Source organism: Pelotalea chapellei (assembly GCF_018531195.1).
In the GTDB taxonomy this organism is placed as follows: Bacteria; Desulfobacterota; Desulfuromonadia; order Geobacterales; family Pseudopelobacteraceae; genus Pelotalea; species Pelotalea chapellei.
Window position 1 is genome coordinate 56205 of sequence record NZ_JAHDYS010000003.1, and the last position, 21953, is coordinate 78157.

Below are 21953 nucleotides of genomic sequence, written 5' to 3' on the forward strand. Positions count from 1 at the left end.
TGTCGACAGCAGGGCCTACGAAATATACATGGTACTAGGAGGCTGTTGAAATACTCTGGTTGTTCAAAAATAGTCAGATCGTCGCCCCCGGAAAAAGTCCCGCGGAGGCCAGCCCTCTCTCTATCTCTCCCCCAGAGGGGGAGAGCATGCTTTGTCCTCTCCCTTTGGGAGAGGGATTGGGTGAGGGTCTGCAGCGCTACGCCGCACAAGGTGGCTTTCGAGGACGGCGGCGAGATGGCTGTTTTTCAACAACCTTCTAGGGCGGTTATTTTTTCATACCCTCCGGCATGCACGTGGTCGGTTCTTCCCATCCCGTTGCAGAACAATACTCCATGAAAATCTTGCAGTCTTTCCCGGTCTTGGAACAGGTCCAGATCTGGGAGGCTGTGCAATAGTAACAGGGTGGCAGAGGAGCTCCTGTGGCCAGACTGACTTCACTCTGCAGCTTCCAGTATTCGATGGCAAAGGACAATGTGGTGATTTTCTGCTGGGCTGGAATGTTCAAGGTCTGTCTCCAATCTCGGTGGGGTGCGAATCACACTCAACTGTTCAAAGTGGATTCTCTCAGCGTTCGGAGATCAGATACATCACGAATTGTGCCAGCGAGAACAAAAAAATCTCGTCGATAAATCCACACCTTGAAAAGCTTCCATTAAAACAGTAAGACCCGATTACTGACATCGGGACACGAGCAGGTCAGGTTAAAAACGTGAAACAGGTGAAAGTTGTTCAGTTCTCCAGGGTGGTTATTATTTTTACCTGTGCCGATTTCTTTACACATGCAGGTCATGCCGGATTACTGAGACGTTTGCTGAGAGTCTGTCTGGCGATCCCCAGCAGCATTGCTGCAGATCTTTGATTACCACTGGTCAGATTCATGGCAGATGAAATCAGATAGTCTTCAACTTCTTTTATGGTTGGAAAACGCCCGAAAAACTCATAGATGGATTCATCCAGCTCCTTGCTGGGCTGTGGCAAAGCTACATCCAGAGAGGTGTTGACATTGGCGAACAGGCCGGCAAAACTTTCCAGCGTCAACAACCCCGTGGAATACCTGGCAACGGCATCAAAAACCATGGCGTGGAGTTCTCGTACATTTCCATCAAACTGATAGGTTGAAAGCAGCGCCACCACTTCCCTGGAAGGGACCGGTTTTGGTTTGTTAAGCGATTTTGAAGCCTTTTCAAGGAAGTGATCCAGCAGAATAGGAATATCCTCCCGGCGTTCGCTTAGCGGCGGGATATGAATATGATGTGCACAGAGACGATAGTAGAGGTCTTTTCGAAACTTGTTACTGGCGATCAATTTGGTCAGATCCTGGTTAGTGGCAACAAGCAGCCTTGCATCGGTTCTTTTGATGATATCCGAACCTACGGGGTAAAATTCATTTTCCTGAATCAGTCGTAACAGCTTGACCTGGGACATTTCATTGAGATCACCGATCTCATCGAGAAACAAGGTTCCGCCGGCAGCCGTACTGATGAGACCCTCGCGCGCCTGATCGGCTCCGGTGAATGCCCCCCGTTTGTGACCGAAAAGAGTATCGGAAAACATATTGTCATCAAGCCCGGCTGCATTGACCGTGACAAACGCTCCTCTTTTGCCGCTGAGCTCTCCAATGGCCCTGGCAATCAGTTCTTTGCCGACACCTGTTTCACCGGTTATCAGAACCGGTTGATCCGATTTGGCGATTACCTCGATATATTGAAAAATCGCCCGCATCTTTTTGCTGGTTGTAACCATGGATTCGAAGGCGGAAGGGTATTCCAGGCGATCGTTAAGCAGATACTCACGCAGGTTACGGTTCTCAGTGCTGAGTTCATTTACCTGCAGCGCCTTTTCCACACTCAGCAGCAGCCGTTCCACATCCATCGGCTTTGTAATGTAATCGGTTGCTCCGGCTTTTATGCATCTGACTGCGGTATCAAGATCATCGTTCGATGTCATGACAATTACAGGAAGATGGGGAAAGTCCCGGATCAGCACCGGCAGCAGTTCCATTCCCGACACATGCGGCATTACCAGATCGAGGATAATCAGAGAGACTGGATTGGACTCAAGGAAATGTACAAGTTTTCTGCTGTCAGAAAGAGTAACAACATTACTTATTCCTTCACTTTCAAGTGCTGTCATGCTTACTTCAAGCACAACAGGGTCGTCATCCACCAGAAGAATCGGCAGTTGAAAATTAATCTTTGTTTTCATGGTAAGTGCCTTTCTTCAATAGCAATATATAGAAAATACATTCTGCAAAACCAGGCTGCATGGCAGTCCGGGCGACACAATTCTAACAGTATAGTTGGTATTTTCGACTTATCAAGCAGAGGCCTTCTTTTTTTAGGAAAGATCAAAAACAAAAAGCGAACAATCTAGAAGAAGAACAGATGAAAGTACTTTCTTGTTGTTAAAATGACTTGATTTATGTATTCGAATCATGTTTACTCACTTGAAATTTAATAAAAGGAGGGAATGTGATGGCAACTCTTGTAGAATTAACTGCTAACATTGTAGCTTCCCATGCTGCAAGCAACGGACTGTCCAGTGATGAACTGATTCTTGAAATCAACAAAGTATACTCCACCCTGAAAAAGCTGGAGACCGATGGAACAGTAGTTGAAACCGGCAGCGCTCCAACAGTACCTGTCATTTCCCTGAAGAAAGCTTTTCAGCCCGATCAGGTAACCTGCATGATCTGCGGAAAAAGTGGGTTCAAAACTTTAACTCGACATCTCAAGCAGGCCCATGAGCTCAAGCCTGGCCAATATCGCAAACAGTTTAATATCCCCGGCACTCAGTCGCTTACCGCAAAAAACTATTCCGAAGCACGTCGCAAAGCTGCCAACGAAAACAATCTGGCCGCCAATCTGGAAAAAGCCCGTGCAGCTCGTAAAGCCCCCAAGGCAGCAAAAATGAAGGCTGTCAAAACAGCGCCGGTCGAGGAGAATGTAGCACCCGTAAAATCAGCAAAATCGGCAAAACCAGCAAAAGTGACCAAGGCCCCAAAATCCAGGGCCGCTAAAGCATAAGAATTCCCCATACGTCAGCCACAAAAAAACCGCCCTTGGAGGCGGTTTTTTTGTCTTGGCTGGCTCTTAATAATTCCTAAAAAAAGCATTTGAAACACGGTGCAACGGAGCAACGGAGTAAATCAGAGAATAGTATGTTTGTTGAAAAATCTTTTTTCCTGAACTCACCTTTTAGGTGAATGATCTGTTCGATGTAAGATTTTGATTTCTCTGTTGCTCAGTTGCTCCGTGTTATTCCAACTGCAGTATATGAGATTATCCCCGCATTGCCGTCAGACGCCGGGAGATCAGGGCGAATTCATCAAGGGAGAGCGTTTCACCACGACGCCTTCCGTCAATTCCACATTCCTCCAGCAACGCTTCAATCCCCATGTCAGCAGACAGATCCGCGCTTTTCAGGCAATTTGCAAGTGTCTTCCTACGCATGGCAAAGGCACCCTTGACAACTCTCCGGAATATTTGTTCATCACCCACCTCTGCACGCGGAGTGGCAAGTGGCACGAAACTCAATACTGCCGAATCGATTTTTGGACGCGGATGAAAGCAGCCGGGGGGCACGATGAACTCCCGGCGGATGTCGAAATTCAGCCCGAGCAAGACTGTGGTCACGCCATAATTGGAGCAATCAGGGGGGGCTACCAGACGATCTCCCACCTCTTTCTGAAGCATCAGCACCATGCGCGACAATCTGCCACGCACCTCTTCCAGCCTGAACAATACTTCAGTGGAAATATTGTAGGGCAGATTGGCGATGACCTTCCAGCGTGCCGGTCCCTGGCCCAGAAGAGCCGAGAGGTCCACTGCCAGAATGTCCCCGTCGACAACTGTCACCTGCGAGTTATCGGCATAGGACCGGGTTAAATTTTCAGCCAGGGCATGATCGTACTCCACAAGCAGCAGCCTTTCGGCACGGCGCGCCAGACGCTCGGTCAGGGCACCACGGCCGGGACCAATTTCCAGAACCTGATCTTCCGGTTGCAGAGCAGCACTTTCGATGATCTTCCCAATAACATTCTGGTCGACCAAAAAGTTCTGACCAAGGGATTTGAGTGGGCGCCGCAAAGTTTTCAAAATTTCTCCTGATTATTCAAAATTGCCGTGACGGCGAGATGGCTGGTTTTCAACAATCTTTTAAATGTGATCCATGTTCCAGGTTGCTGTCACATCCAAAGCACTGTCAGAAGCTTTATCGTTCTCAAGATAAAAGTTACCGGCAACAGCCAGCATAGCGGCGTTATCGCCGCACAGGGCCGGTTTGGGAATGTGCAGTTCGATACCGAGTTTGGCGGCCATCGAGGCCATGCGTTGACGCAATCCGCTGTTGCAGGCAACTCCCCCAGCGACTACGAGGCGCTTGACTCCGGTTTGCGCCAGAGCCAGTGAAGTTTTATGGACCAGTACATCACAGACAGCCTCCTGGAACGAAGCGCACAGGTCGTTAGCTTCGGGACCGGGAATGGCCACCGGATGTTTGGAAAGATGCTGCAGCATGGCAGTTTTTAAACCGCTGAAGCTGAAATTGAGGGTGCCATCGTTCATCAAAGGCCGCGGCAGACGCACTGCGGCAGGATTGCCTTCGCGGGCCATGGCATCGATGCGCACGCCACCGGGATATTCAAGCCCCATGATCTTTGCTGATTTATCAAAAGCCTCTCCGGCTGCATCGTCAACCGTTCTTCCCATGGTGCGGTATCGGCCGAATCCCTCCACCAGATAGATATGTGTGTGACCGCCGGAAACAACCAGGGCAAGAAAAGGAAATTCCACCGGCTTTTCCAGGAAGCAGGCGAAAATATGCCCCTCAATATGGTGAATGCCGACAAAGGGAATTTTGCGGGCGCTGGCAATCGCCTTGGCGGTGGAAAAACCGACCAGCAGCGCACCTGACAACCCAGGTCCGCGTGTCACTGCGATCCCTTCGATGTCCGCCAGAGTCACTTTCACCGCTTCCAACGCCTGGCTGATGACCGGCGAGATCATCTCCAGATGTTTGCGGGAAGCGATTTCCGGCACAACCCCCCCATACTCGGCATGGATAGCGATCTGGGAAGAGACGATCGAGGAAAGGATTCGACGACCGTCAGCTACCACCGCAGCAGCGGTTTCATCGCAGGATGTTTCTATTGCAAGTACAAGCATGGGTTCCAGGTAAGATTAAGGTTGAGGTTGAGAAAAAAATAGGGTCGGACATGTCCGATTTGCCAGACCTGTCCGACCCGTCTGAAGCCAAAATCGCTTTTTACAGCAGATTCGCGGCCAGTTCGGCCAGTTCCGAGCGTTCCCCTTTGGTCAGGGTCACATGTGCGGCGATTTTTTCTCCCCTGAACTTTTCCACCAGGTACGAGAGACCGTTGCTGGAAGAATCCACATAAGGATTGTCAATCTGATAGGGGTCGCCGGTGAGAATGATCTTGGTTCCGTCCCCTACCCTGGTAACAATGGTCTTTATCTCGTGGGGGGACAGGTTCTGGGCCTCATCCACAATCAGGTACTGATTGGGAATGGAACGGCCGCGGATGTAGGTCAGCGGCTCGATATCCAGAAGCCCCATGGCCATCAGCTCCTTGTAACCCTTACTGTGGCGCTTTTCCGATTCATGACCGGAAATAAGCAGTTCCACATTGTCAAAGATCGGCTGCATCCAGGGAGTCAGTTTTTCCTCGATGTCACCGGGCAGAAAACCGAGATCCTTGCCCATGGGGAAAACCGGGCGGGAAACCAGCAAACGGTTATAGACGCTCTCTTCGGCAACCTTGTGCAAACCTGCGGCGATGGCAAGCAGGGTTTTGCCGGTGCCCGCCTTACCTACCAGGGTCACCAGCTTGATGGAATCATCCATCAGTACATCCAGGGCAAAGGATTGTTCACGGTTGCGGGGGTACAGGCTCCAGATTCCTTCCTTGGGAACCTTCCGGACCGGTACGATATGACCGCTGAGAGCGTCGTAGCGGCAGATAGCTGTATGGGAAGGATTGCCGGCGTCTTCGATGGTGAGGAACTCGTTTGGAGAAATGCCTTCGGGAGCATTCAGCCACCCCTGTCCGTAAAACCGGTCGATCTCCTCAGCCGACAGTTGAATGGTGCGCGTACCGGAATAGAGATCCTGGATATCGATCTTGTCGGATTCGTAATCTTCTGCAGTCAGCCCGATCACATCGGCCTTGATGCGCAGATTGGTATCCTTGGTGACGAATACCATCGGAATGTCCGGCGTTCTTTCACGCACATCCATGGCTACAGCAAGGATGCGGTTGTCGCCGCTGTCCACCCGCAAATCCACCGGCAACAGTTTGAGCGATTTTTCGGTAAACATCTCGACACAGAGTATGCCCTGTCCAGGCAGCTTGACGCCGCTGGCAAGGGAACCTTTTTCCCGCATGGTGTCAAGGATGCGCGAGATCTGGCGAGCATTACGCCCGGTCTCGTTCATGTCCTTTTTGAAACGGTCTATCTCTTCAATGACCGTAATAGGAATGATGATGTTGTTTTCATGGAATTTGAAAAGGGCCTGGGGATCGTGCAGCAGTACGTTGGTGTCCAGAATGAAGTTTTTCACGATTAACCTTTCTGCCATGGGAATATTGCTTGGAATAAGTGCCTGTTACTCGGTGTGATCAGCGTTCAACTATGGTTACGGTCAATCCTTCCTGTTTGCCGAGAATCTTCAACCAGACGGGACGATTGCGATATAAGGCATCCAGAACAACCTCTCCCTCCTTGTTTATGGCTGCCAACACGCTTTCAGGGGAATCATTGACTGTGAAATAGGTGTAAATCCCGGTTTTATACAACTGATCTTTGGTGAAAGGGCGCTCGGGCGCCATGGAGCAGGAGACACAGACCAGCAGAATCAGCATGAATAATGTCACATTTTTCATAATGGATAGTATTAATCCCCTACCAGTATCAAAAGTTAACACCTCCCCCCAGCGGGGGGAGGTTGGGAGGGGGGAGTAGCTGAATTCACAGTTTTTCCCCCTCCCTGACCCTCCCCCGCTGGGGGAGGGGATGCATTGAAACGGGAGATTGGTTCTATTCACATTTTTCATTGCATGGCTCCCCAACAGGATTAGCTTAGCTATCGACCGGCACGGCTACATTTTACAACGGCATCACAGAAAATAGCAATCTCATCGCGTGTGGTGAACCAGCCGGGGCTGAGACGTACCGTCCCCGCTGGGAATGTACCCAGGGTGCGATGGGCCAACGGGGCACAATGCAGGCCGGCCCGCACCGCGATATCAAATTCCTGATCAAGCGCAAAGGCCAGGGCCGAGGAATCGATTCCTTCTACAGTGAAAGAGAGCACACCGGTATGCCGTGAGGAATCTGCCGGTCCCAGAAGGGTAAGCGAAGAAATGGACGCCAGACCTTCTGCAGCATACTGTACCAGCGAGCGCTCCTTCTCCCCAATGGTTGAAACTCCCTGTGAGAGAACAAACTCGATTCCCTTTTGCAGTCCGGCAATTCCCGGCACATTGTGAGTACCCGCCTCAAAACCTTCAGGTATCGATTCAGGCTGCTCCTCCAGAGTTGAGTTGGTCCCCGTTCCGCCGGCTATAAGCGGCTTGAGACGAACCTGAGGGGCAGCGTACAGGAAACCGGTTCCCTGGGGACCCATCAGCCCCTTGTGACCAGGTGCAGCTAACAGATCAATCCCCATGGCAACCGCATCAAGGGGCACACATCCGGCGGACTGGGCAGCATCAACGAGGAACAGGGCACCAGCCTCCCGGGCAACAGCGGCAATCTCCACAAGCGACTGGATCGTGCCGGAGACATTGGAAACATGTCCAACGGCAATCATCCTGGTGTTCGGCCGCAGGCTGCGTCGTATGTCATTCGGGTCCACACATCCGTCGCTGCCGGCAGAGACGATTGTCAGTTCCACACCCTGCTTCCGGACGGCATACAGTGGGCGCAGCAGGGAATTATGCTCCATCGATGTGGTGATGACATGGTCGCCCGCTGAAACCGTTCCCCGCACCGCAATATTCAGCGCTTCGGTCGCACTGTGGGTAAAAATCACCCGCGAGGAATCGGGAATCGACAGCAGGGCTGCCACTGACTCGCGGGCCTGATACACCAGGCGCCCGGCCTCCAGAGAGCGACGGTGACCTGCCCGCCCTGCAGAGGCACCCACCTCGCACATGGCATTCATTACCGCCTGATAGACAGGTTCCGGCTTGGGAAATGATGTTGCTGCGTTGTCAAGATAAATGGACATGGAGACCTTTTTAACAGGTTGTTGAAAAACAAACATCTCGCCGCAGTCCTCGAAAACCGCCTTGTGACTTCGGCCTGCGACCTCACCCTTCGGACGCCTTCGCGGTCCACTTTCACAGGTGAAAGTGTGCGGCGGATGTTGGGTGACGCCTCCGCGGGGTTTTCTCCGGGTGCGACGATCTAACTATTTTTGAACCACCTGAATTTCAACAAACGTTCATGGAAGTACCGGCTTTTCTGTCAACCACGGTAATGAGATAACCTGTCCGGAAAGCTTGGACAACAGTGTCGTCTCATCCGCGCTTCCCCACCAGTTAAGAACTGCATTGAGGTTCTCCTGGCCCGACACAACCAGATTGAAGCCGCCATTGCCGCTGAAAGATGAGCCCCAGATGACACTCTTGCCATCCTCAGCCCTGACGCCATCTCGCAGATTGTCAGCGAACAGGGTGCGATTGATTCTAAGGCGAGCACCACTCAACTGCAAACCAGCCTCGCGGTTGCGCAGGAAGCGGCTCAACAGCAGCTGACCTTCGCCCCCTTTCACCAGGGCACCGATGCTGTTTCCTGAGAACTCGCAGGAAGTAAATCTAAGGCGACAGTCTTCAACCTGAATTCCCTGTTCGTTATCTCGTAATGCCAGCGAAACAAGTACCAGGGAAGCATCTACCCCGTTCATACCACGCCGGTTGTTGAAAACAAGACCATCCCGCAGGTCAATTTCACTGTCGCGAATATCAAGACCTGTTTCAGATTCGCTGACCGAGATCTCGGACAGATGTGCAGTACTGTCTTTAAGTGCCATGCCGACCGTACTGCGGGTAATGACAATCCCTTTACCCGTCAGTGTCGAGAAACGGGAGTCGATTCCCGTTTCCGCTCCTTCGATATGAACCTGGTCGAATTGATTACGCTTCTCGGTGGAAAGCAGCAGGATGCCGCCCCAGTCGCCGTGTGCACTATCCGATAGATTGGGGCCGAAAAATATCGGCCGCTCGGCACTGCCGGTAGCCTGGATCCGCCCCATGACCACCAGTCGAGGCGACTGACGCAGAATGGCTGATTTCATAAAACGGACCACAGTACCTGGTTCGATGCGCACGGTCGCCTGGGGAGCAATCACGACATAGCCCCTGATCAGAACAGTGCCGCGCCATGTAACATCTTCCGTAAGTGTGGAGTTTTCATAACTGAGGTCAGCCTGGGAAACAGCAGCCCTGCGCTCCTGAGCCGCGGGTGGGACCACGGGGGTAGAGCAATAGGCATTTGGCACAGATATGAAAATCTGCAGCAGCGCCAAAAACAAAATGACTTTTATTGGTTCAACACATAAAAAACGCTTCTTCACCAGTCATACTCCTGTTCTTTGAACCATTGCTTCTTATCACACTTGCTTAGTACTGTAAATCATTGTGCCGCCAAATAACAACATAACCTGGTCCTGAACAAGACTTATCAGACAGCTTTTCTTGTGCTTTCAGCGGGTTAGGTCTGGCTAAAAATAACTGATTGACACCACATACATGTTGTGGTTTATTTCCTCCCGCGCTACCAAATATAGTGGTTGTCATATCAAAACCCCCTTCGAGCGCAATCTACCGATTTGACAGCATTTTTAATCTACAGGAGTCAACAATGAAAAAAGAAACATCTCCCGCCAGTATTCCGGATCTCTCAAAAAATGCCCTGACTGTCCTTGAAAAACGCTATCTCCGCCGTGACGTTAAGGGGAAGAGTCTGGAAACTCCGGCAGACATGTTTCGCAGGGTGGCTGAAACTATTGCGGCTCCGGATGCTGTATTCGATAAAAAAGCAGATCTGAAAAGTCTGGCAGATACATTCTATGACATGATGACCAGCTTCGAGTTCCTGCCCAACTCTCCTACCCTGATGAATGCAGGACGCGAACTGGGTCAGCTTTCCGCCTGCTTCGTCCTGCCGGTCGGCGATTCCATGGAAGAAATCTTCGATGCAGTCAAATACACCGCTCTGATCCACAAGTCAGGCGGCGGCACCGGTTTCTCCTTTTCCCGTCTGCGTCCGGCAAATGATGTGGTCAGCTCCACCACCGGCATCTCCAGTGGTCCGCTTTCATTCATGCGCGTGTTCGACATGGCCACGGAAACCATCAAGCAGGGTGGAACGCGCCGCGGCGCAAACATGGGCATCCTGAGAATCGATCATCCCGATGTCATGAATTTCATCATGTGCAAGGCCGATCAGAAGCATCTCAACAACTTCAATATTTCGGTCGGACTGACCGAGAAATTCATGCAGGCAGTGGAAAACGATGAGGAATACGACCTGCTTAATCCCCGTGACGGCAAACAGTGCGGCACCCTCAATGCACGCAAGGTGTTCCAGCGCATCGTCAAGCAGGCCTGGGAGAACGGCGAGCCTGGCATCATCTTCCTTGATCGGCTCAATCGCGACAACCCCACTCCCCACATCGGCGAGATAGAATCAACCAATCCATGTGGCGAACAACCGCTGCTCCCGTACGAATCCTGCAACCTGGGTTCACTCAATCTGGGTAAATTTGTCAAGGATGGCTCCATCGATTGGAAAAAAATGAAGGAAACCGTGGTTAATGCGGTTCACTTCCTGGATAACGTGATCGAGGCCAACAACTATCCGCTGCAGCAGATTCACGACATGACCCACGCCAACAGAAAGATCGGTCTGGGTGTCATGGGTTGGGCAGATATGCTGATCCTGCTCGGCATTCCCTACAGCTCGCCAGAGGCAGTCAAACTTGGCAAAAAGGTGATGAAATTCATCAATGAAGAAGGACATCTCGCCTCTCAGGAACTGGCCAAGAAGCGCGGTTCCTTCCCCAACTATAAAGGCTCCATCTTCGACAAGAAGGGAGCAACTCCGATGCGTAACGCCACGGTAACGACCATCGCGCCGACCGGCACCATTTCCATCATTGCCAATTCCTCCTCCGGCGTTGAGCCTCTCTTTGCCGTGTCCTACATCCGTACGGTCATGGACAAGAACGTGATGGTTGAGGTCAACCCTTACTTTGAACAGGTTGCCAAAGAGCGTGGGTTCTACTCCGAAGAGCTGATGAAGAAAATTGCCGAACACGGCACAGTGGCCGACATCCCCGAGATCCCTCTCGATGTGCGCAACGTTTTTGTTACTGCCCATGACATTACACCCAACGACCACATCCAGATGCAGTCGGCATTCCAGCTCTATACCGACAATGCGGTTTCCAAAACCGTCAACTTCCCCAACACTGCCACCATCGAAGATGTGGAAAACGCCTACATGCTGGCCTACCAGACCGGCTGCAAGGGTGTCACCATCTACCGTGACGGCTCCCGCGATGAGCAGGTGCTTTCCACCTCTAAAAAGGAAGAAGCCCCACTTGAACCCGTTTCAGCTGAAGACGAGCGCAACGCTATCAAGCGCGAGCGTCCCAAGGCGCTGCGGGGATGGACATACCAGATGCAGACCGGCTGCGGACCGTTGTATATCACGGTCAATGAAGACAAGAACGGGCTCTTTGAACTCTTCACCACCATGGGCAAAGCGGGTGGCTGTGCGGCATCCCAGAGCGAGGCCATCGGACGCATGGTCTCCCTGGCATGGCGCAGCGGCGTGCAGGCGCGCCAGGTCATCAAGCAGCTGCTCGGCATCTCCTGCCACTGCCCCTCCGGCTTTGGTGAAAACCGCGTGCTTTCCTGCGCCGACGCAGTAGCCAAGGCCATCCAGTCACACCTGATCGCCGGCGGTTACGACACCAACGCCGAAACCGCGCGCCAGGAGCGCGGCGCCTGCCCAGAGTGCGGCGGCATCGTTGAGCATGAGGGTGGGTGTTCGGTCTGCCACGTCTGCGGCTATTCTGAGTGTGCTTAACAATCCGTTAGTCTGCTAAAGTAAAACATCAAAAAGGCCCTCCCAAGTAACTAATGGGCGGGTCTTTTGTGTTTAAATATAACTACTGAAGGCTGTCTCGCGCAGAGGCGCAGAGGCGCAGAGTAACGCAGAGAAAGACATTAAAACAAAACGTTTAGCCTCAAGAAACTTCCTCGAAAAGGCCGGATTTATGAATTAAAGTCAACAGCATTAGGCTTTTACGGTTTTGTCTTGAAAATCGTAAAGTAATCGTGAGGCTGAAAAAAGTTTTGGCCTTAAAAGATTTGTCGTCCTCTCCGCGTTCTCTGCGACTTGCCTGGAGGCACCTACTTTTGGCCGCGCGAAATAATTTTAAGACTCTAAGCTTTTGCCTCACGAAACTTCCTCGAAAAAGCCGGATTTAAAATCTTCTTCTCGCGCAGAGTCGCTGAGGAACGCAGAGATAAAGACAAGAGGCTTTCATTCGGTATTAAGCCTTACCAAAAAAAAATTGTGTTTCTCTCTGCGTATTCTGCGAGCTTGCCTGAAGGCACCTACTTTTGGCTGCATGAAAAGTTTGTACGGTTTTAGCCTTGAAAATCGTGAGGTAATCGTGAGGCTGAAAAAGATTTTAGCCTTAGAAGATGCCGTCCTCTCAGCGTTCTCTGCGACTTGCCTGGAGGCACCTACTTTTGGCCGCGCGAAATAATTTTAAGACTCGAAGCTTTTGCCTCACGAAACTTCCTCGAAAAAGCCGGATTTAAAATCTTCTTCTCGCGCAGAGTCGCTGAGGAACGCAGAGATAAAGACAAGAGGCTTTCATTCGGTATTAAGCCTTACCAAAAAAAAATTGTGTTTCTCTCTGCGTATTCTGCGAGCTTGCCTGAAGGCACCTACTTTTGGCTGCATGAAAAGTTTGTACGGTTTTAGCCTTGAAAATCGTGAAGTAATCGTGAAGCTGAAAAAAAGATTTAGTCTTAAAATATTTGTCGTCCTCTCAGCGTTCTCTGCGACTTGCCTGGAGGCACCTACTTTTGGCCGCGTGAGATGGTGTTATAGATCTTTGCAGGGCTTTATCATTAGATAATGAAGCTGAAAAAGGTTTCAGCCTTCCGTAACCTCGTCTATACTCCCCGCCATGCCCTTGCCCGCTTTTATCCTGATCATCATCTCCGCAATAATGCATGCCATCTGGAACATGCTGGTCAAAAAAAGCCGCCACAAAACCGTTTTCATCTGGTGGATGTTCATAGCCTCCGGCGGCCTCTTTACAGCAGCCCTTCCCTTTTCCCCGGAATCGTTCAGTGTGCCGGAACGGCATACTCTGCTGATGATCACCATTGGTGCAGCCTGTTTCGTGCTCTACCATCTCTTCAACGGCCGTGCCTACAGGGGGGGCGACCTATCGATCGTTTATCCCCTGAGCCAGACTTCCATGGTCTACGTCCCCATCTGGGGCATACTCCTGCTTGGGGAACGTTTGAGCCTGCCGGGAGTGCTCGGCATCATGCTGGTGATATTCGGAACGTTTACCGTGCAGTTGCAGCGCATCACACTCAATGAACTGGCACGCCCCTTCCGCGACCTGCGCAATCCCTCTGTACGGGCAGCGCTGGCAGCAGGGTTCATCTATTCAATAGGCTCGATAGCTGAAAAAACCGGCGTCAAAAACTACTCCCCATGGTATTTCACCTTTTTGCTTGTGCTCATGATGCTGATGATGATGAGCGCCAACCTGCTGCGCCCGAAATATCGCAGGTACATCATGGAGGAATGGCGCGAACACTGGCGCCTGATCCTGTGCAGCGGACCAATCATGATGGCATCGTTTCTCACCTTCCGCTATGGCCTTAACATGGCGCAGGTCAGCTACGCAGTTCCGGTGCGGCAGGTCAGCATTCTTGTAGGGGTTCTGATCGGGACAATGTTATTGAACGAGTCGTATGGGAGGATCAGGCTGATTGCATCGCTGATAATCTTGGCGGGTGCGGCATTGATACGATTCGGGTAGGTAAGAACAGTCTCGCGCAGAGCCGCAGAGGAACGCAGAGAAAGGCATAAAACAAATTAAGGTTAGCCTCACGAAAAATCCTCGAAAAAGCCGGATTAAAAGAATTAAGGACAATAAGATCGGAAAGCTTGTACGGTTTTGCCTTGAAAATCGTGAGGTAATCGTGAGGCTAAAAAAATTTGCCTTACCCAAAAGAATTTTGATTTCTCTCCGCGTCCTCTGCGACTTGCCTAGAGGCACCTACTTTTGGCCGCGTGAGATGCTTTTAAAACCTGAAACTTTTAGCCTCGCGAAACTTCCTCGAAAAAGCCGGATTAAAAACTTTTTCTCGCGCAGAGCCGCAGAGGAATGCAGAGAAAACATTCTTAACAAAAACTTACCAGACTTACTCCTAAGCTTTTCGTTTCTCTCAGCGTCCTCTGCGACTCCGCGTGAGATAGTTTTAGGTTGTGGATTTAAAATCGTGAAGTAATCGTGAGGCTAAAGAAGGTTAAAGCCTGGGTTAATCTACTTCCTTATTTACCGCGAGGTTTCTGCGGTACCGGTTGTTCCGTGTTTCCCGCTGGCTTCTTAAACTTTTCTGCTTTTTTTGATTTATCCAGAGCAGCTTTAGAGAATGTCACTGTATCCGTCTTTGCCTGCACAACAGATTGCTGAGCAAGGTGGGTAGCAGTTGCCATCGACTGGTGCTGAGTCTGAGGAGTCACATGATCCATCTCACGCATGCTTGTTGCCAGGTTGCTACCTGAAACTCCATTTACCATGACATGTCCCCCTTTTGGTTTACATATCTTATCGTCTGCTGCAGGTATTTCTGTACTGGAAAGAGATCAGGCACCTAATTCTGCCTGCGAAAGATTCACTAAGACCTGAAGCTTTTTGCCTCTCGAAACTTCCTCGAAAAAGCCGGATTAAAAACTTTTTCTCGCGCAGAGCCGCAGAGGAACGCAGAGAAAACATTCTTAACAAAAACTTACCAGTCTTACTCCTAAGCTTTTCGTTTCTCTCAGCGTCCTCTGCGACTCCGCGTGAGATAGATTTAGGTTGTGGATTTAAAATCGTGAAGTAATCGTGAGGCTAAAAAAGGTTAGCCTTAAAATTTGTGGTCCTCTCCGCGTCCTCTGCGACTTGCCTAGAGGCACCTACTTTTGGCCGCGTGAAATGCTTTTTTTCCTCATCTGCTAAAGCCAATATCAGCAATCACCGGCAGATGGTCCGAGCCTATATCCGGCCCGACCTCGCATACCTTCGGAACCAGCCCTTTGCCTGCCAGCACATGATCAATCCTGGCACCGAAGCTGAATCCTTTTACCGAGACCCGCTGAGTAATGCCATAGCCCCTGCCGACTTTATCAAAAGCGTTGGCAAGATCTCCCCACACAGTCCGGTAGATCACGCTTTCCACCGGCGTATTGAAATCACCTGCCACGACTATCGGTCCCGGGAAGGCATCCACAACAACGCGCACCATGGCATAACAGATTTCGTTGCCAACCTCACCGTCGGCGGGCCAAGCACCGTCTTGCATCGAACAATTTTTACAAACGATAACTCAAGCTGCAGCAGCATGACTCTTATCTTGTGTCAATAATCAGGCGCGCCAGATCTGTCACAAAAAATAACATCTTTGTGATTATAGTTACTGAAATTTACCTTTGATGTATCTATTCTGCATTTGATTCGGAAACCCAGATAAAAAGGAAATACATATGTTTCAAATCCTGTTCATACTAATTGCAACCATTTTACCTGGACTAGCCTGGTGCGCCACAGAATTTACCGTAACAGTCAAAAGTTCCGGTGGCGATTTTAAAGGATTATCAGCGGCATACTCTGCTCTTGCCAATGACTTGACCGCGACCAATATTAAAGTTTTTTCAACTTATAATTCTTCAACCACAACAATTGCTGCAGGAGATTATGTTACCGGTCAAGCTTCTGCAGCAACAGGTATATGCGTAAAAGTCAATGCGGCAAAAAATCAAATATTAATAAAGTCCATTAAAGGAACCTTTCTAAATGGTGAAACGGTCCAGAAAACAGGGGATGTAACAAAAAAAATCACTCTTTCAAGCTCCGGTGATTCTCCAATTATTGGGTTTGCTCTTTTTGACCTCAATGATACATCCGCAGTTGGAGGTAATTACACAACATCATCAAACAACTATATCAAAATATATACTACTGGATCAGGGAGACACAATGGAGTATGGGACGACACAAAATATATACTGACCACCAGCTCTACAAATTTATATCTGACAGCTAGTAACATTGTCATTGATGGTCTTCAAATCTATAACACCAACACCACCTTAAATTATAGGTATGGGATTAGATTAGAGCCCAAAGGCACTAATTCAACTATAACAATAAAAAACTGCATAATAAAAGGATCCACTTCAAACATATCAGCCAATAATAAGGGTATTTTTGAAAACAACAGCAACAGCATGATGGTATTAAATATATACAACAACATAATTTACGACTTTGTCGGCACATCAGCGGCGGGAATCGAGACCGCCGGTTCCGGAGGTTTGAAGACAGTCAATATTTTCAACAACACGATCGCCGGGTGTACAACCGGCATAAACAAAATTCAGGGAAACCTTCTAGCCAAGAACAACCTGCTTACCGGCAATCAGAAAGCGGCGGCCGGAATCTTCGCCTCAGGTACTAATTACAACGCAACAAACCTGCCATCAATGGGATATAGTGTCACCGGCGCGGGTAATGCGAACGATAGAGTAGCACAGGCTTTTTTGTTCAGAGCTGCAAAAGATTATCATCTCTCTGCAACTGATATAGGAGCCAAAGACCGTGGCAACAACCTGGAAACAGCTTTCAAAACAGATGCAGAAGGGGAAACAAGAAGCATACCATGGGATATCGGCGCAGATGAATTTGTTCCAAAAACAACCATACCTTCAATACCTTCAATACCTTCAACAACAGAAGTCACACCTCCAGTGGTAACGACTTTTTCCCTACCGTCCATATACAACCGGCTGACAGTGCCGATCACGACTTTTACGGCAACTGACAATATGGAAGTGGTTGCCTATCTGGTATCGGAATCAGCAACACAGCCGGTGCCGGCAGACTCCCACTGGTCCTCCACGCTACCTACCAGCTTCACATTCAGTTCTACAGGCAATAAGGCTCTTTACGCCTGGGCAAAAGATGCAGCCAATAACATTTCCAAAGGGATATCCGCAACTGTTCGCCTGGTATCGGCAGACACTCCCTTTGTTTTTACTGAAAGCTCATTGAGAAAAATCAGGCCACACACTCCTCAGGGAAACGCCACCTCGATTTCGATATCATCCGCAAAAAATGGGTACGCATCCGCACAGGTTGTCTTATCCGCCATTGCCGAGACACTGGCAGACGTCGATGTTTCCGCGTCCATAGACGGCATTGATACGACCGTCTACCGTGTCGATAACATGCACGTGGTGACCCCGTCTCACATGCTCGGTGATACCGGCGAATGGCCTGACATATTATTGCCGAAAGTGGATACCTATTACGGCGAGAAAAGGAATACCTTCCCCTTCACTCTCAGCAACATATCCAGGGCCTATCCACTGATGAAATCGTTGCCGGCCCATTCATACGGCACCTGGAGAGATGGTAAGTGGTACTCCAATGTAACCCCAGCATCCGATTATGTTTATCCCTACACTGGAGCTGAGACAAATGGTGGGGGATCCGCGAATTACAACGTCGGCACCGGCACTGTCGTCACCAGCGGAACATATACCGGAACCGCCAATGCACGATATATCGTGGTAATTGATGGCGCCGGGGCAGTCGGGACAGCTACCTTCAAATGGAGTAGAGACAACGGCAAAACATGGCAAAGAACTGCTGTAACCACATCGGCAGCTCCCGTTCTGTTGGAAAATGGGATCAGCGTCGCCTTTTCGGGTAATGGAATTGTCGGAGATTTTGCAGTCAACGATGAATGGCTTTTTTATGCCGGATCGGCCAGAAACCAGGCGATCTGGCTAGACATGTATGTCCCTTCAAATACAACTATTGGTGCGCACATTGGAACAATAACTGTCTCAGCGTCCGGCAAAAACGATGTGGTTATTCCCGTAACCATCAATGTGTATGACTTTACGCTGCCGGAAGCCTCATCATTAACAAATTTTTTCGGCGGCGCAGCCGAGGGAACCGATGGGCATGGAATCTCCTATACAGAACCTCTGGACAAGGTCTATGTGGCGGCCGGTTTGAACCACCGCATTAATATGGGGGACTTCCTGACCGCAGATAGTGGCGGAGGCAATGGATTTTCATGTGCTACCTATAACGAAACAACCGGAGCCATGACCTTTTATGCCCCTTCCGTCACCTCGTTCGACAATGTCATGGGTGCTTACCTGGATGGCACCGGTTCCACCTATACGCCGAGCGGTATCCCTTTTAAGGGTAAGCTCAAGGTTATAACCGAGCCGTCTTTTTCATTTGGTGCATGCCCTGCAACGGATACGGCCAAAAGGTTGAAAGCTGCCAGGCAACTCATGGTTCAGCACCTCAAGGAGAAGGGCTGGTTCGACCGGCTCTACATCTATCTTGCAGACGAACCTTCCGGTGCCGCCGCCTGGGACAGCATAAAGTCGAAGGGACAGGCATGGCGCAATGCAGCACCGGATGTGCCCCTGTTTGTAACAACAACACTACGTAATGCAGAGGCCAATGCCGCTACCGGATTCATCGACGTGTATGTGCCAGGGTCGATTAGTGAGATTTCTCCGCTGCTGACAGAGTTGAGTTCCTGGTACTTCCCGCGCTCAAATTACAATGCCTTCCTTGCCGCCCCTGCCCCCCCGAAGCATGACGTGTGGTCATACGCGGCCTGCATAGAGGCAGGAGCGTGTGGCGATGTGGGTGGATCATATTATGTAGGCTGGCCCAACTATGCTATGGACAGTTCCGCAATTCAAAACCTCATGCGCACCTGGTTTGACAGGTATTATGATTATCGCGGAGAGCTCTACTATGCGGTTAATTACAGTTATTACCGTTTCAAAAAGAATGGCATAGATCCTTATGCAACCAACTACTGGTTCGGGGTCAATGGTGACGGAACGCTTTTCTACCCAGGCACCCCCGCGAGAATTGGCGGTACTACGCATATCCCCATTGAATCCCTGCGCTTGAAGCTTATCCGGAAAAGTTTTGAAGACTACGAGCTGATGCACAAGCTCGATGCGCTGGGCAAAAGTTCGTTCGTAAATTCAACGTTGGCACCGCTGATAACCGATGCGCAGCGTATTACAAATGATCCGTCTGCAATCGAGACGGCAAGGATAAAGATGTTGGAGGAAATAGTGAGATAGGAATCTCACCTATATCAGATATCGCGTTTTATGATTATTTAGGGGAAGTGAAAATAGAAATGAATTTAGAGGTGTCTCTGACCTGCACAGCATGAGAGACACCACTAAATATTAGTGCGATAACTCAACTCAACCACTGGGGAACTTTGGTGTGTCAACTACAATGGTCATTCATCCACTGTCAACAGCAGAATAGCCCTTTTAATTTCTTCAACATGATGTTTCAGTGAATACTGTGACCAGACATCTTGATGTGCAGCCAATCCATTTTTTTTTCTTAATTCCAAACTTTTCACCAAGTTAATCATGGTCTTTTCAAATTGTTCCGGCGTGTAGGTAAAAAAACCAGTATCACCATCTTTTACAACAAGCTTTTCAGATTCAGTGGGATATATTACTACCGGCAAAGCAGCTCCCATGTAGGCCATTACCTTATTGGCATCCTTGCAGCGCTGCATATTTGAAGTATCTCGCCAGCGAAATGCTATATCAACTTCAGCAAGTTCATCCTCCCAAGTATTACGATCCCATAGACGATACTCAATAAAATTTTCAGTTCCGATTGAATCACTAGAAAAAACAATCCTGCAACCATACTGCTCCTTCAACCTCTTCAGAATTGGCAAAATTGGAGCGTTTTGCGTTTGATTGGCAGTGACTCCCGTCCAATATATGATTGGAGCGTCTTTGGGTCTGTCGTGTTCCTGAAATTTAAACTCATTGCTGTCATTGTAAAGCTGGCGCTGAAGAAAGAAAGGCTTTATTCCGGCTTCTGCGACTATATGATCTAAAACAGGTGACGCGACGAAGCAGAGGTCAAATAATGCCAACTGGCGTCGTATTTTCGTTTCATGCGTAAAATAATAAATCCTTTTCAACACCTTCTTGAAGGGATTCAGCTCATACACACTTGGATAAAGAAACATATCCTGATAATCAAGAATCAGTTTTTTCCCTTGACGCTTCAATTCTCTTAAAATTTCATGAGAAGGATAATACTTTATAAAAATCAGCACATCAAATTGTTGCAACTCTTCAAGGTTGAATGGTTCCCCTTTGAAATGACCTGTAGCAAATCTAGAGTCTTGTGCCATAACTGCAGAAACCTTTTCACCTGACTGATGAAAAGAATTCATGTGAGTGATTGGCCCAAAACCAACCTTGATACTCTCTGAATTAGTTTCCACGAGCAAACAGTTCATCGTAATACCCCAGCAGTTTTTTACCCAAAGCGTCCCAACTGTATTTCTCTTCAGCCAGAGATCTGGCATTAGTGCCAAGTTTTCTGCGGAGTTCTTCGTTTTCTAAAAGTGTAGTCACTGCATGGGCAAATGATTCTGGATCATCGGCAATTAATAAATGTTCACCGTCGACACATTCAATACCTTCACAGCCAAGAGTCGTGGAAACAACCGCCTTTCCCATGGAAAATCCCTCCAGCACCTTCAAACGCGTACCACCACCTACTTTCAACGGAACTATACAGACGGCAGCCTTTTCGACAAATGGGCGTACGTCTGGAACAGTCCCAGTAACAATCACACCGGTTTCCTGGGTGGCAACGCGATCCATCAGCTTGGGCAAGGGATCTTTACCCACTATTGTTACAGTAACACTAGGATGACTTTTGCGAATAAGCGGGAGGATTTCATCCAGAAAATAATCTACCCCTCCTATATTTGGCTTCCAATCCATAGAACCAACAAAAACAAGCGACTCACCTTCTTCGTGTTCGCCTGGTTGAAAAAAATCGATATCAACACCATTTTCAAGAGTCTGGATATTATCATCTGCACCAAGTGAGAGAAAGGTCTGCCGATCTTCTTCGGACACAGCAAGGACTAAATTGCTTTTTCGGACGACATCCATTTCGAACTTTTCAAACCGCTTATAATTCCAGTTCAACAGACTTTTTTTTGAAAGGCTGGTTTCAGCTGTAGCATAACGGCCAGCAATTTGAGATTCCACATTGTGGGCATCGAGCACGAAGCAAGACTTCCCTGGAGGAACCATGGGGGACATGTGCAGATGCTCGCAATGAATAACATCGATTTTTTTCAAGGCCAGTGAAGTCAGTGCAGAAATCATCGCCTTGTTGTGATATTTGGCGACAGTGAGAGGTAATCCGCTGAGCATTGCCCTGCAGATGGCTGTAAAATTAAGTTTCTTATCAATATCTGGATTAAACACCGGGACCAATGTGATACCCAGATTCCGAAAATGTGAAAAGTGTGCCTGTTCCTCCGAATCTCCATAATAGGTGACTAGAGTGACTTGATGTACTTGATTGAGCGTACGTAACAAGTGATAAGCACGGATTTTTGCGCCGGTGTTCAGGGGCCAACAAAGCCGTGCGGCGACAATGAGGATATTCATTTTTATCAATCTAGTCCTTTTTAATAAATAAAAAGCTACTTGCAGTACTACTTCAGTATGATCTGATCTATTTGATCGAGCACGTCACCACTAGCTGAAATATCAAAT

General features: G+C 49.2%; 17 protein-coding genes. 4 read left to right on the top strand and 13 right to left on the bottom strand.

All coding sequences use genetic code 11. The annotated features are described in order from the left end of the window. Positions 1-265: 265 nt before the first annotated feature. Together KJB30_RS03665 and KJB30_RS03670 are read right to left on the bottom strand one after the other, a co-directional pair. Complete coding sequence (locus KJB30_RS03665) at positions 266-505, bottom strand: hypothetical protein (protein WP_214296587.1); 240 nt, start codon at positions 503-505, stop codon at positions 266-268. A gap of 281 nt (positions 506-786) precedes the next feature. Beyond that, positions 787-2205: a sigma-54-dependent transcriptional regulator gene (locus KJB30_RS03670; RefSeq protein WP_214296588.1), complete on the bottom strand. Its 1419-nt coding sequence runs from the start codon at positions 2203-2205 to the stop codon at positions 787-789. Positions 2206-2474: 269 nt separating this feature from the next. On the opposite strand from KJB30_RS03670, the gene KJB30_RS03675 reads away from it, so the two are divergent. After that, positions 2475-3026, top strand: a complete 552-nt coding sequence (locus KJB30_RS03675; protein ID WP_246545484.1) for a Ros/MucR family transcriptional regulator — start codon at positions 2475-2477, stop codon at positions 3024-3026. Between the two features lie 255 nt (positions 3027-3281). On the opposite strand, the gene rsmA is transcribed toward KJB30_RS03675, so the two are convergent. From rsmA to KJB30_RS03710, 7 genes are all read right to left on the bottom strand, one after another. Next, the gene (gene rsmA / locus KJB30_RS03680) at positions 3282-4100 is read right to left on the bottom strand and encodes a 16S rRNA (adenine(1518)-N(6)/adenine(1519)-N(6))-dimethyltransferase RsmA (protein WP_496198524.1); all 819 of its coding nucleotides are present in this window, start codon (positions 4098-4100) and stop codon (positions 3282-3284) included. Positions 4101-4157: 57 nt separating this feature from the next. Next, positions 4158-5165 carry a tRNA (adenosine(37)-N6)-threonylcarbamoyltransferase complex transferase subunit TsaD gene (gene tsaD / locus KJB30_RS03685; RefSeq protein ID WP_214296591.1) on the bottom strand — a complete coding sequence of 336 codons (1008 nt, stop codon included), beginning with the start codon at positions 5163-5165 and terminating at the stop codon, positions 4158-4160. 100 nt (positions 5166-5265) lie between these two features. Beyond that, on the bottom strand, positions 5266-6585 hold the full coding sequence (locus KJB30_RS03690) for a PhoH family protein (RefSeq protein ID WP_496198525.1): 1320 nt from the start codon (positions 6583-6585) through the stop codon (positions 5266-5268). A gap of 55 nt (positions 6586-6640) precedes the next feature. Continuing rightward, positions 6641-6883, bottom strand: coding sequence for a hypothetical protein (locus tag KJB30_RS03695; RefSeq protein ID WP_246545485.1), 243 nt, complete (start codon positions 6881-6883; stop codon positions 6641-6643). Between the two features lie 221 nt (positions 6884-7104). Further along, positions 7105-8253 carry an aminotransferase class V-fold PLP-dependent enzyme gene (locus tag KJB30_RS03700; RefSeq protein ID WP_214296594.1) on the bottom strand — a complete coding sequence of 383 codons (1149 nt, stop codon included), beginning with the start codon at positions 8251-8253 and terminating at the stop codon, positions 7105-7107. Positions 8254-8469: 216 nt separating this feature from the next. Next, positions 8470-9600 carry a right-handed parallel beta-helix repeat-containing protein gene (locus tag KJB30_RS03705; RefSeq protein ID WP_214296595.1) on the bottom strand — a complete coding sequence of 377 codons (1131 nt, stop codon included), beginning with the start codon at positions 9598-9600 and terminating at the stop codon, positions 8470-8472. 46 nt (positions 9601-9646) lie between these two features. Next, positions 9647-9823, bottom strand: a complete 177-nt coding sequence (locus KJB30_RS03710; protein WP_214296596.1) for a hypothetical protein — start codon at positions 9821-9823, stop codon at positions 9647-9649. Positions 9824-9887: 64 nt separating this feature from the next. Here KJB30_RS03710 and KJB30_RS03715 point away from each other — a divergent pair, with 64 nt between their 5' ends. Both KJB30_RS03715 and KJB30_RS03720 read left to right on the top strand, forming a co-directional pair. After that, positions 9888-12122, top strand: a complete 2235-nt coding sequence (locus KJB30_RS03715) for a vitamin B12-dependent ribonucleotide reductase (RefSeq protein WP_214296597.1) — start codon at positions 9888-9890, stop codon at positions 12120-12122. A gap of 1117 nt (positions 12123-13239) precedes the next feature. After that, positions 13240-14112, top strand: a complete 873-nt coding sequence (locus KJB30_RS03720; RefSeq protein WP_214296598.1) for an EamA family transporter — start codon at positions 13240-13242, stop codon at positions 14110-14112. Between the two features lie 515 nt (positions 14113-14627). On the opposite strand, the gene KJB30_RS03725 is transcribed toward KJB30_RS03720, so the two are convergent. Both KJB30_RS03725 and KJB30_RS03730 read right to left on the bottom strand, forming a co-directional pair. Then, on the bottom strand, positions 14628-14876 hold the full coding sequence (locus KJB30_RS03725) for a hypothetical protein (RefSeq protein WP_214296599.1): 249 nt from the start codon (positions 14874-14876) through the stop codon (positions 14628-14630). Positions 14877-15286: 410 nt separating this feature from the next. Beyond that, positions 15287-15640, bottom strand: coding sequence for an endonuclease/exonuclease/phosphatase family protein (locus KJB30_RS03730; protein WP_214296600.1), 354 nt, complete (start codon positions 15638-15640; stop codon positions 15287-15289). A 925-nt stretch (positions 15641-16565) separates the two neighbouring features. Between KJB30_RS03730 and KJB30_RS03735 the strand changes: the two genes are divergently transcribed. Then, positions 16566-19469 (top strand): DUF4091 domain-containing protein, encoded by a 2904-nt coding sequence (locus KJB30_RS03735; protein ID WP_214296601.1) that lies wholly within the window; start codon positions 16566-16568, stop codon positions 19467-19469. A gap of 167 nt (positions 19470-19636) precedes the next feature. Here KJB30_RS03735 and KJB30_RS03740 read toward each other — a convergent pair whose 3' ends face one another. Continuing rightward, positions 19637-20671, bottom strand: a complete 1035-nt coding sequence (locus KJB30_RS03740) for a glycosyltransferase family protein (RefSeq protein ID WP_214296602.1) — start codon at positions 20669-20671, stop codon at positions 19637-19639. Then, complete coding sequence (locus tag KJB30_RS03745) at positions 20646-21845, bottom strand: glycosyltransferase (RefSeq protein WP_214296603.1); 1200 nt, start codon at positions 21843-21845, stop codon at positions 20646-20648. Before KJB30_RS03745 ends, KJB30_RS03740 begins: the two co-directional genes overlap by 26 nt. Positions 21846-21953: the final 108 nt, after the last annotated feature.

Excerpts from the sequence above, each read along its gene's own strand:
- KJB30_RS03670 (WP_214296588.1), bottom strand. The coding sequence starts at position 2,205 with ATGAAAACAAAGATTAATTTTCAACTGCCGATTCTTCTGGTGGATGAC.
- KJB30_RS03675 (WP_246545484.1), top strand. The coding sequence starts at position 2,475 with ATGGCAACTCTTGTAGAATTAACTGCTAACATTGTAGCTTCCCATGCT.
- tsaD (WP_214296591.1), bottom strand. The coding sequence starts at position 5,165 with ATGCTTGTACTTGCAATAGAAACATCCTGCGATGAAACCGCTGCTGCG.
- KJB30_RS03695 (WP_246545485.1), bottom strand. The coding sequence starts at position 6,883 with ATGCTGATTCTGCTGGTCTGTGTCTCCTGCTCCATGGCGCCCGAGCGC.
- KJB30_RS03700 (WP_214296594.1), bottom strand. The coding sequence starts at position 8,253 with ATGTCCATTTATCTTGACAACGCAGCAACATCATTTCCCAAGCCGGAA.
- KJB30_RS03710 (WP_214296596.1), bottom strand. The coding sequence starts at position 9,823 with ATGACAACCACTATATTTGGTAGCGCGGGAGGAAATAAACCACAACAT.
- KJB30_RS03715 (WP_214296597.1), top strand. The coding sequence starts at position 9,888 with ATGAAAAAAGAAACATCTCCCGCCAGTATTCCGGATCTCTCAAAAAAT.
- KJB30_RS03720 (WP_214296598.1), top strand. The coding sequence starts at position 13,240 with ATGCCCTTGCCCGCTTTTATCCTGATCATCATCTCCGCAATAATGCAT.
- KJB30_RS03725 (WP_214296599.1), bottom strand. The coding sequence starts at position 14,876 with ATGGTAAATGGAGTTTCAGGTAGCAACCTGGCAACAAGCATGCGTGAG.
- KJB30_RS03730 (WP_214296600.1), bottom strand. The coding sequence starts at position 15,640 with ATGCAAGACGGTGCTTGGCCCGCCGACGGTGAGGTTGGCAACGAAATC.
- KJB30_RS03735 (WP_214296601.1), top strand. The coding sequence starts at position 16,566 with ATGATGGTATTAAATATATACAACAACATAATTTACGACTTTGTCGGC.
- KJB30_RS03740 (WP_214296602.1), bottom strand. The coding sequence starts at position 20,671 with ATGAACTGTTTGCTCGTGGAAACTAATTCAGAGAGTATCAAGGTTGGT.
- KJB30_RS03745 (WP_214296603.1), bottom strand. The coding sequence starts at position 21,845 with ATGAATATCCTCATTGTCGCCGCACGGCTTTGTTGGCCCCTGAACACC.